General features: G+C 57.8%; 11 protein-coding genes. 1 reads left to right on the plus strand and 10 read right to left on the minus strand.

Annotation, left to right across the window (positions count from 1 at the left end):
- Positions 1 to 48: 48 nt before the first annotated feature.
- From NKI05_RS31460 to NKI05_RS31485, 6 genes are all read right to left on the minus strand, one after another.
- On the minus strand, positions 49 to 333 hold the full coding sequence (locus NKI05_RS31460; RefSeq protein WP_023702887.1) for a hypothetical protein: 285 nt from the start codon (positions 331 to 333) through the stop codon (positions 49 to 51).
- Between the two features lie 821 nt (positions 334 to 1154).
- Positions 1155 to 2033, minus strand: a complete 879-nt coding sequence (locus NKI05_RS31465) for a YihY/virulence factor BrkB family protein (protein WP_352794120.1) — start codon at positions 2031 to 2033, stop codon at positions 1155 to 1157.
- 1139 nt (positions 2034 to 3172) lie between these two features.
- Positions 3173 to 3415: a DUF982 domain-containing protein gene (locus NKI05_RS31470; RefSeq protein WP_023669677.1), complete on the minus strand. Its 243-nt coding sequence runs from the start codon at positions 3413 to 3415 to the stop codon at positions 3173 to 3175.
- Positions 3415 to 3645 carry a hypothetical protein gene (locus NKI05_RS31475; protein WP_023690600.1) on the minus strand — a complete coding sequence of 77 codons (231 nt, stop codon included), beginning with the start codon at positions 3643 to 3645 and terminating at the stop codon, positions 3415 to 3417. The genes NKI05_RS31470 and NKI05_RS31475 overlap by 1 nt, the downstream gene beginning before the upstream one ends.
- A 574-nt stretch (positions 3646 to 4219) precedes the next feature.
- Positions 4220 to 4975, minus strand: a complete 756-nt coding sequence (locus tag NKI05_RS31480; protein ID WP_023706251.1) for a Crp/Fnr family transcriptional regulator — start codon at positions 4973 to 4975, stop codon at positions 4220 to 4222.
- A 464-nt stretch (positions 4976 to 5439) separates the two neighbouring features.
- Positions 5440 to 5610 carry a DUF1515 family protein gene (locus NKI05_RS31485; RefSeq protein ID WP_023673960.1) on the minus strand — a complete coding sequence of 57 codons (171 nt, stop codon included), beginning with the start codon at positions 5608 to 5610 and terminating at the stop codon, positions 5440 to 5442.
- Between the two features lie 417 nt (positions 5611 to 6027).
- Between NKI05_RS31485 and NKI05_RS31490 the strand changes: the two genes are divergently transcribed.
- Positions 6028 to 6192 (plus strand): hypothetical protein, encoded by a 165-nt coding sequence (locus tag NKI05_RS31490; protein ID WP_352794122.1) that lies wholly within the window; start codon positions 6028 to 6030, stop codon positions 6190 to 6192.
- Between the two features lie 646 nt (positions 6193 to 6838).
- Here NKI05_RS31490 and NKI05_RS31495 read toward each other — a convergent pair.
- From NKI05_RS31495 to NKI05_RS31510, 4 genes are all read right to left on the minus strand, one after another.
- Positions 6839 to 7207, minus strand: coding sequence for a VanZ family protein (locus NKI05_RS31495; RefSeq protein WP_245261975.1), 369 nt, complete (start codon positions 7205 to 7207; stop codon positions 6839 to 6841).
- 703 nt (positions 7208 to 7910) lie between these two features.
- A complete protein-coding gene (locus tag NKI05_RS31500) occupies positions 7911 to 8156 on the minus strand; it encodes a hypothetical protein (protein ID WP_023673947.1) in 246 nt (81 codons plus the stop codon).
- A gap of 1425 nt (positions 8157 to 9581) precedes the next feature.
- Positions 9582 to 9992: a TadE/TadG family type IV pilus assembly protein gene (locus NKI05_RS31505; protein WP_023716265.1), complete on the minus strand. Its 411-nt coding sequence runs from the start codon at positions 9990 to 9992 to the stop codon at positions 9582 to 9584.
- On the minus strand, positions 9982 to 10470 hold a 489-nt coding region (locus tag NKI05_RS31510), incomplete at its 5' end, for a TadE/TadG family type IV pilus assembly protein (protein WP_352794124.1). The genes NKI05_RS31505 and NKI05_RS31510, both read right to left, overlap by 11 nt.

Genomic DNA, 10470 nt, shown 5'->3' on the forward strand with positions numbered 1-10470 from the left:
CGCCGGCCGGGCCAGCGGGCGCGTATTATATTAAGCTAGGTGCTGGGCCTATTTGCCCATCATCATCGCAGCTTTGCAGAAGTTCTCATGGGCCTTCGCAATATCTGCGTCAGCGCAGTCCTTCATCACCGCGTCCTTATCCTCCTGAGACATAGCCGACCAAGCGGTTTTCGCTTCGGCCTCAGACTTCATGGTCTTCATGCTGCTGTCCGTGAAGAAAGGAGACATTCTTGCAGGATCGTCGAGCGCAGACGTGCCAGTGGAACTGCCGGCAAAGGCCGATCCGGTCATCAGGGCAAATGTCGCGCCGAGAATGAGCATTTTCGAATTCATCAAAATTCCTCCGAATGCAACTGCTTTAATGCAGCCGTGCTAATTCAACGCTTGCGGGTAGAAAGGGTTTCCAGCCAAATTGAAAATTGTAGAAATTGCTACCGATATTTCGTCGTCAACCTAGGAGGAATTGGCCCGCAAGTTCGGTCAAGGCGGCCGGCCACCATCGATGCTGCAATTGCCTGGCCGGTTGCCCCGGACTTGTTCAGGGATGGCCCGCGCTTGCTTCCGAGCGCGGGCCGACCATGATGAGTGAGGGCCATCTTGGTCACCGGCAGGACCGCTTAAGAACGAGCCGGGTGTGACTGAACAGCCTCAGGGCGAGGATGTTCCCGACTGACCCAAAAAAGCCCGCCAGCGTGAGCCAGCGGGCAATCGGCCTTGAGTATACTAGAACGAGTTCCCCGGCTCGCTCGTTGAGAGGCATGAAAGACAAATGGGAATCTGACCACCAGTTCGTCGAAGGCGCCCGCCGTAGCCAGCGATGGGCGGAGAGAGAACTTGAATCCCTACAATCCACCATCCAAGAGACGCGCCGTGTCCTAGAGGCTTCACGGAAGCTCTTGGAAAAAATTGCCGAGCGCGAAGACCATACGCAGCCGTAGGGAATGGCCGGTGCAGTTGGGCATGCTTGTGGGCTTAACCGCACCGATATTGCATAAGTCACGGCTGATGGGCAAACCCACGGCCAGTACTTTCCGTGCAGGTGGACAGCTCGCCGGGCGAAGACCCCAACCACCTCGATCCCGGCGAGCCTAGACCTGATCAGAGTACGCGATCAGGACCGGGGATCAGCCGGCGATAGTGGCATCTCTTGCAGGTCAACCATTGTGAAGCACAGCTTCCTGATCGGACCTGCTGCCGTGTCGAATGGAATAGGCGCGAGTGATTTCCGCACCAAAAAGAAAAATTTCCGCCGAGTAGTAAGCCCACAACAGGATGACGAGCAGCCCACCGGCGGCCCCATATGAGGCCGCGACCGCGCTGGAGCCTATATACCAACCGATAAGCGATTTCCCGAGCGTGAACAGGGCAGCAGTCACAACAGCGCCAATCCAGACATCCCGCCATTCCAGGGTTCGATCAGGCAAGATCTTGAAGATGGCAGCGAAAATAGCTGCGAGGAGGACAAAAGAAACGACCGCGTTGATAACGCCCAGGACAAGTGTCCCGAACGGCAACTGTGCGTTGATGAGGTTGCCTAGGGCCGAAATCGCCGCGCTCGCGACTAGAGAGACGAGCAACATGAAGCCAAGTGCGGTGACCAGTCCCAGACTTACCGCACGTGCGCGCACCAGGCGCGACAACGAACTTTCCTGCGCTTCGACCTTCCATATCATGTTCAAAGACTGCTGTATTTCGCCGAAGACCCCGGAAGCGCTCACAAGCAAGGTGATGATGCCAATCACCGCCGGCCAAGTGCCGCCGGATGGCTTTTCGGATGCGCTCTTCAGTGCGGTTTGCAGGATATTTGCGCTTTCTGTACCCATCATCCCTGTGATTTGGGCGGACAATGCCGCTTGCGCTGCCTCGTGACCGAATGCGAGACCCGCAATTGCAACCACGATGAGCAGAATTGGCGCCAACGATGTTGTGGCATAAAAAGCGATTGCTGCGCCATGGCTGAGAGCATTGTCGTTGACGAACCCAACGACGGCTTCTCGCACCATTGCCCATGCATTTGTGATCGCGCGATGCATTTTGCGCCCCAGTCGAATTGGCGTTCACTAGCAATGCACCAGCACATGTGATGTTCCGGTTGCGGGCTGTGGCAGGAGTTTCGCACCGACTTCCGCGGAGGGTCGCCGGCATAGAACTTCCGCTCCGATGCGCTCGCATCGCCTTCGCCCCCATTTCGGGACGCGCATTTGATAATGGTTTTCTCAAGATCATTTTAGTTCGTTCGGAAACCATAGAAGCGGAGGCTGGCTCGTTTGCACCGACAAGGACAACAGCACGGAGGAGGTGTTGGAGGCGGCGCAGGAAGCTGGCGTGCATCCTGCGATCTCCGCCGGCCGCTGGCGGTACGAGCATCCGGACTATCGCCGCTTTTCCAAGCTGATTGGTCGAGGTGAGATTAAAACCGTCCTGAGCCTCAATATCGCTTTGAGGCGCCAAAGCTGCCAACGCGGTACCACCGTGTCTGCTTTCAGGCAGCGGCAACCAACGTCGTTGCGGCCAAGATCGCGCCACCAGCGGAATGGCACCTTTCCGCTGGTTTGCACCAGAAGCAGACCTTCTGCTCTCGTTCCATATACTGCCGGACCGCATGCGCCTCATATCGGTCATTCAGAATTAGCAGCCGCCTCTTTTCCGATGCCAACGCCTGAGCCTTTTGTGAGACCTAGGCGCAGCTTGCCGGCCGCAGCCTGTCCCAATTGGGACGAATAGTTGGCACCCATATGCAAATCTACTACTCCTAAAGCTGCCGGACCGCTCTCGTGATGAGCCGCCAGTCGGCTAAGCGCCTCGTCGGTCTTTGAGCTGGCCCCAGCGGATCCCAAAAGCAGAAATTCGAGCGTACAGGCGACGTGAGGGAGGATACCCGAACCCGCGTGAACGAGGCTGTAAGGTCGATCGGATTTCAGTTCAATCGACAAGCAATTGATTTTCGCCGGGGTCGTTCCGATTCGCTTATTGTTCTGGTGTCGGACATCGCGAACCCGTTCTTTCCGGTATTCTTCAAGGGATCGAAAAGGAAGCTCGGGAACGAAGCACAATAGGTAACACAAAAGGTCAAAACAGAGCAATGGCCACAGCCGTTTGCGTCAGATTATTCAAGTTAATTCGCCGACCGCCAACGCGAACAGACGCGCATGGTCCCGTCCGTATAGCGTTGTTAATCCGGCAGTAGCATCTCCTCTTCATCGGCTGCGGCTTCGAACAGCAGCCGGAAGTCGTTACCCGGCATTTTGCCATCCATCGCAGATAGGCAAGCCTCAGCCGCCAGCCGCCACTTGGGGCCACGATTGGACCACTTTAGAAGCTCCTCCGCGGCGGCATCAACTCGGTTGACACCAAGGCGAAGCCCCGGGCGCTCAGTCTTCACATAAACCGGAGGGTTGAACCAGCGGTGGGGCATCAAGCCTCTCGAACGTCAAAGGCGATGAACAGTCCCCAAACGGAGGCTGAATTGACGATCATTCCGACCAACTGGCAGTCAGTCTCACGAAGATCATGGCCGCGCTCGCGCACCGCTGCAATGGTCGCCTTCAGGGAAATTATATTGCCCGGTTGAGAACCCAACAGGACCTCGCGGACCAGCTCCTTGGCCGTTTGCTGCACAGGCCGAACAGGTGCTTGAACGTCCATCCCATCCTCCCAGAGAGATAGAACCTCACCAGCTATTCTGTGGGTCACTTTCCGAAAAAGGCAAGAGCCGGAAACGTACAAAGCAGGTTGCCGCAAACACCCCATTTTGGAACGGGACCCGCCCTTTGCTCATTATGGGTGGAATCAATTTATGAATGCAAATCCAAGGAATTTACGCCGTGCTCGCCAAGGATGGACAAAGCGGAGGAGTTCTATACCCGGCTTTTCGAGCGGAGGCGTGATGATCGTCCCATGGACGTGTTGATCCAATGGCGCAACGTCGCAGGCGCGAACTTGCAAATCTTCCATGATAAACGGCGAATGATAAAAAGCCCGCTGACGTCTGGCGACGCTGCAGGGATGGCCCGCGCCTGCTTCGGAGGCTGCGCGGGCCGACCATGACGAGTGGAGAGGACATCTTGGTCACCGGCACGGACCGCTGAAGAACGAGCCAGCTGTGGCCAAACAGCCTCAGAGCGGGAATGTTCCCGCCTGACGCAAAAACACCGTGGCTCAGCCGGCGGGCTCCGTTGCAGGGGCACTCAGGATAGTGCCACGGGCGCGGCGTCTGGGGTCAATGCAGTTTGCCGACTAGCCGAGCGTATTCGGCTTCAGCCCTGCCATATGACCCATCAGCCAGCGCAATCAGACGCGCTCGGTCAAGAATGACTACCTCTCCTCGCATTGAGCGTATCAGACCTTGGCCCTCCAAGGTTTGCAGCGCTATGGTGACGCCGGGCCGCCTGACACCGAGCATAACTGACAAGAACTCGTGCGTAATCGCAAAGCTGTTCCCGTCGACGCGATCATCGCACATCACCAGCCATCTTGAGAGCCTGTCGACGATGTTCATCCGGGCATTGCTGAGCGCGGTGAAGCTTGCCTGGAGGTGAAAGTAGTGAACGTAGCGGAGCAGAAAACTTCGCAGGGTTGGGCTTGTCAAAAGCGCCTTGGTGAAGAGGCCCGCGTCGATAACAAAGGCTCGGGCCTCTAATTGGACGTAACAATCGTGCGTTGACCGGTCATCGCCCATGATAAGCGCTGAGCCGGTCATACCCTCACAACCTATGATTCCGATCTCAGCTTCAATACCAGGCCGCAGTTCGCCCACCACTGACCCGAGACCGCTCTCGAAGAAGTACACGGTTCTGATTGGAGACCCCGCCACTTCGAGATGCGTCTTCAGTCCAAGGGAGACGCTTTCCAAATGAGGTTGCAGCAAGGCCAAATCTGCCGAGCACATTCGAAGCAGCAGCGAATTGCGATAGATGGAATTTTGGCGGGTGTCGCATTGCGCGGCAGTGTGAGTTCGTGAACTGGAGTCTGTCATAGCTCCCTCTCCCTATTGGGGCGGAAGCATGTTGATCGCTCACAGCCGACGGACGCCCTTAGAGTTGCCGTCGATAGCACACTGTATGCCTGCGGGCCGCGGATGTCCCATTTATTAACAACTGCGTTGATCAGCGCGAGCCAAGCTTTGGCGCGCCCGCGCTAAGACGGCATTCAGATACTCCAGGAATTCGTCATCGCTTTTCGTTGACAAGCCGACTTGTCGAGCGCGAGTCACAATGCGCTCCTGGAGTGAAACCGCTGTCTCATAGTGGTCCACGATCATCTGAAATGAAGCGCTCACTGGGGCGGATTCAAAGAGCTGTGCCATTGTGGCAATGTAGTTCCAAGATGATGAGAGTCGATGCGGCCGCTGCTTTGCGTAACAATCGTACAATGTGCTCAAGAATGTGCGGTTACCGGATCTAGACGGCCTATCCGGAGGTGGTGTGGAATTCTGCTGACTTAGCAGCACGGATAGAACTCGTGATCCGCCACGCAGCACGCGCCAGATAGGACCAATAGGGCGTAACTAGCGACGCGAGCGCCGCCGCTGCGATGCAGTGAGCCGAATGCGCCGAGGCCCATCAACTTCCACCGGGTCACCTCGGCAGTGGCCGCCTTCACCCCGGTCATGTCTTCGCTGAGCGATTCACCGCGTCTTCAGCCTTGGCAAAACGCTGCACCAGCTTGTCGGTCTTGGCGTACATCTTCGATCGGCTGGCGGCTGGGCGCTGCTCGGATTGCTCGTAAGAGAGCGCGGCTCAAGCATCGCTGTCGTTTAATGTCGCGCCGGATCTCGGTTGCGTCTCGCTGAACGCCCTCCATGGACGCCCTTCATCGTGGGTCCACCAGGGCTTTCTTGTTGTCTGAATAGCCGCCTTCGTGCGCGAGCACCTTGGCAGGCGCTTTCTTTTCGCGCGAAATTGCCATCGTTTTCAAGCGGGAGGGTCGGGATGCAGATTTTCGATGACATCGAGGCGCTGCTGGATGCGGGTGAAGCCTCGACGGCACTTAAGGAAGTGCGATCAATTTGGGCGCGGGTCCAGTGTCTTGGCGGGCGCGATCGACGACCTCATTATTGACCTGTCGACGCTATCATTCGTCGCCGATGCTTACGGAGGCCGCATCGCAGAGGCGGCGCGCATCTTGGCCCGAAAAAGACTATTGAAAATCAAGTTGCTCGCACCTCGTCAAAGCGTTGAAGTGGTCAGCTAGAGATTGGTGGTCGCTACGAAAAACGTGTAGACCTGCTCGGTGCTCCGATCGCATCGAAACCTCTCGCGATCATCGGTTCCGTACGGACGAAAGAGCCGCCTGACCCTGCGACCAGATGAAAGCTTGGACTTGCGGCAGACCGCAAGCAGTTGGAGCTTGAATTGCCGACACACTCTCAGGAACCGTTGCCGGGATCGCACTCCATTGGTCGTCGGCCCAGATCCGGCGCGCCTCGCTTAAGGTGCCGGTCGAATATGGCCAGCTTCTCTTCGTAGCCGATCCGCACTCTGGACCTGCAACTATCGCATTTGAAACCGGCAATCGTTTTCAGCCAGGATCCCCTTCTCACCATAGGGCGTGAACAGGAGGGGCATTGGAATTCTAAAGGTACGTCGCGCAGTTCATTTGATAGAGGCACTGTGCATGTTCTCCTCAGCGGCACGGCCAATGCAACAAAGTAGAAGGAGAAATGTTTCCGGATTCGGCCATTTGCGGGAAAGAATCGGACCTAAGTCTAAATGGTGAGCGGCCCTGAACCCATCGGCCTTTGCGTCGGAAATTAAAAATAGCGAGGGTTCGAAGGCGGCCGCGGGCGTGAGGCTGGCAAGTGGGCCAAGACGGCGGCGGTAAGGCGGAGCTGTGGCGATCAAATAACCGGTTCGCCCAGAATCTCGTTCACCCAGCTCATGGTTCTCAGCCCGTATGCCATTCCGGCGCAGTCGGCAAACCAGTCGAAGACACTCATGTCACGCCCTGTGACGCTTTGAAGGATTTCGATCGCTGCGCCCGTAAAAGCAAGTAGAACCGCCAGCCGGACCACCTGTTGGGGCCAGCCGAGGCTACCCAAAGCCGACAAGGTGGCGAACGCGGCGGCGTGGTTGAGCTTGTCGTGATGAGACGTAAAGGCCAACGCGTGCAGCAAGTGGTCTGGCAATAGCGCGAGCAACAGGACGACCGCCAACGTGGAGAGAAAGGCAGCCCTTGCCATGCTCTGATAAAAGCTCGACTGCGGCAATCTATCCGCAGCACTCCCGGTTCCTAGTTCTCGCTTCCGATACTGGCGCACTAGGCAGAGCTCCAACCTGCATCTGAGCTACGAGCGCGAACAACTGGCATGCTTAACAGGCCTCCTGATGTCATCAGGAAGTTCCATGAAACAGCCTATGTCACTCTCGATGGTTCCATAGGGCGCTGCGAATGTCGCCCTCCATTGTGATGAGGCCGAGGGTTTCCTGCCGAAAAGGCGCGGCGGAATAGGCGAGCCATTGGTACCGCTTGCGCCCAGGTGCGATGCGTATCGTGCTGGGCGGGAGCGGAACTCTTTCCAGCCTTGGCCCAGCTGTGCAGCCGGGCCGACGCCCTTCTGAATTCAATTATCGCCGGCGTCGCGGCTAAAAGACGAAACCGCTGTTTAGTCTGGTCATCCCTGCCTTGGTGATCTCGCCTCTACATATTCCAATCCTAGACGCTAGGCCAGCAGCGGCCACTCGCGGCTGTCCATCAACAATCCCAAACATCAGGTCGCGGTTATATACAAAAAAGCCGGCCACCTTTCGGCAGCCGGCCAGTGCAAACAAGGAAGGGAACGTTGCACTGATGGGGCAGTGCACCGTCCGAAGCGTTTCCAGGCGACAATGTTCCACCGATGAGAGAACAAAGAAGGCTTCACCGCCAGCGCACATTCCCCTTAGCTGCGCTGTATTGCCAGCGGCTAGTCTCTAAAGGCCTTTAACCAGCCACGGATCGGTGTCGTATCCGAGGCGCGGCTTTTCCGGCGTTCCATCGGCCGGCAATTTGGCGGTTCCGGTCGGCCTGCAGTCCAGTTCGAGCACCTGCTTCTTGGCAGAGTGCTTCGTAGAGCAAAGGTCCGTGGCGTCACTCACCACCACCTTCTTCTCCTTGGCTATAGCGACACCAGTCCCAGCGATCACGATCGCCGCGCAAAACACAGCTACTCTCATCATACTCCCCACCGTTGCTCCTCCCCAAAAATGCTGAGCATGACGTTACGGCACATTTAAATTAGCGCAAGCGAATATTAGCTTGACTAGTCCCCTTCACATCGGCTCTGGTCGCCTCCCCTTGCTGCTGCGCCTTGCGAAACCGGCAGCGCGATATGCTAGGATGGGCGCATGCCTGCTCATGACCGGGCGGCCGCTGTTAACGACTTGAGCTTGACATGGCAGAAGGCTGCAGCCGTCAAGTTTCCCAAGTCGTCGTGGCGATGAACGATCGCGTCGAGGATCGCTTACCAAGCGGCGTTTACTAAGTTCCGCTGGTGCAGCCCTGCGCGAACACCATAACCACGTGATGACAAATCAGCCATGTGTGTGGCGCGGCGGGCTTGTTCCGCTTGTGGCCGGCGCCTACCCACCCGGGTTCCCCAACCATGGCGTCGGCCATTTTCGTTCTCTCAGCGATTATAGGCCTTTGCTATCGGCCTATGTGTTGGCCTTGGATGGCGAGATCGCGGTTAGATCGCCTCGTTCGTTTGGATGTTTCGCTGGCGTTGGCAGGAGGCGCATATGTTCGCCAGCCGGCGGATACCACACCGCCCCACCGGTCAGGCCCAGCGCGTCCGCTGCAAAGTCCCCGCAGACCGCTGCTGGGCCGCTGGCGGGCAGCGGCTACTTGCTGACGATCCAATCCACCAAGCCAGTTTCGATCAGCTCGCACCCAGTGAAATCGCGCACCAGGGCCTTGGCTAAATCGCGCCATTGACACTCAGGCGTACCCGTTTCCCCTACTAGGGCTCGGAATGCACATCGGAGAACGTCGGCTTGAAAGGCGGAGACGGCAACAGTAGACGGGTCGGCATCTTCCCAGCCTAGCGCCACGTCGCGACGACGTTGACCAAGGCGCTTCAGAAGCTCGCGTGAGGCTCGGATGGCCCTGCGCGATCGATCCATGTCCCGGCGAAATGTGGCGGGTTCCGCCATGGACTTCTGGCGCATCAGCAAGGTGGCCGTAGTGGCCGCTCGAGCGATATCTATGGGCGTTGCAACCATCGCAGCCTCCCAGAAAAGGCAATGGCAAACGACACATTAATAAGCTCGCCGAAACTCTCTCCGCAATGAAAAGAGTTGTACGAATTTTACCAACCCGCACCCTTTCAGTGATGCCGGGCCGCTGCTGTCCTCGCTCTTGTTCTGTCATCGTAATGAAGGACGACATCTCCGAGCACCCGTAGCACACCTGTTGCATGGAAAAAGCTGTAGGCGTTTATAGGTGCCCGGGCACTCCGCCATTTGTTTGCGTTGTGGAGCGGGACAAAGCAGGTTTCCTCACTCAGGCCGCCTACCGTGAAGCGGGGCACAAGCCCGACTTCGACGCATTGCCTTGGGAAGCTGAATACAGGGCCGCCAACTCAACGAAAGCCGGTCGTACGCCTAGCTAGCAACCAGAGGCACCGTGACGGTCGTGGCGTAATTTATCGGATACTGGTCGAAATACGGGAAAGCGATGACGAAGGCATAGCTCGCGGTCAGATGCGCCATCTTGAAGCCGCCGCTGGCAGGGTCGATCGCGATCGTCACAATGACGTTCTGCAGACCCAGGTTCACCAATTTCTGCGTGGCGATGGCCTGGATGTCGCTCTGCGAAAGCGTGTTGTTCAGCTGCAGCGCCCGAGAAGAGGTTTCCAGTGTATAGCGGACGGTCGACACGGCATTCATGGCCCAGCCGAAGGCGAAGATTCCGAACAAAAGCATCACCAGGAAAGGCGCGATCAAGGCGAATTCCAGCCCGGCTGCGCCGGAGCAGTCACGGCGCCACCTGGATCCGATCCTTTCAGCGGACACGGATCACCTCCTGATGGCTGATCGCGCGCGGGTCCGGGAAAACACCGAAGTTGAACGGGGGCACCCAGGTGCCCGTGGCCGTTATCTGGACGAAGACAGTCGGCAGCTTTGTTCCGCCGCAGATGGTGGTCTCATCCACGACCGTGGCGCCGCACAAATAGGAGCGGATCAGCACGACGGCGGCGTCCTCGGGCTTGTCGTTCCAGCTCGAAAGCGCGACCGCCTGCGTTCCCGTGTCATTGGACGCGCCGGCCATTACGAGATTGGCCGCGGTTTTAACGCCCGCGCGCATCTGCAGGTAACTCGTCACGTAGGACCAGCCGTCGGCGATGCCGAGGCAAACGAGGCACAGGACCGGCAGCAACATGGAAAACTCCACGGCAGCTATCCCGGATTTGTCCCGGACAATGCGCAAGGTCCGCCCACCCATCCGGCTACTCGACGAGCTGAACGGACTGCGTCGCCGGAATGTCTTCCA

Source organism: Mesorhizobium sp. M0771 (assembly GCF_040320155.1).
In the GTDB taxonomy this organism is placed as follows: Bacteria; Pseudomonadota; Alphaproteobacteria; order Rhizobiales; family Rhizobiaceae; genus Mesorhizobium.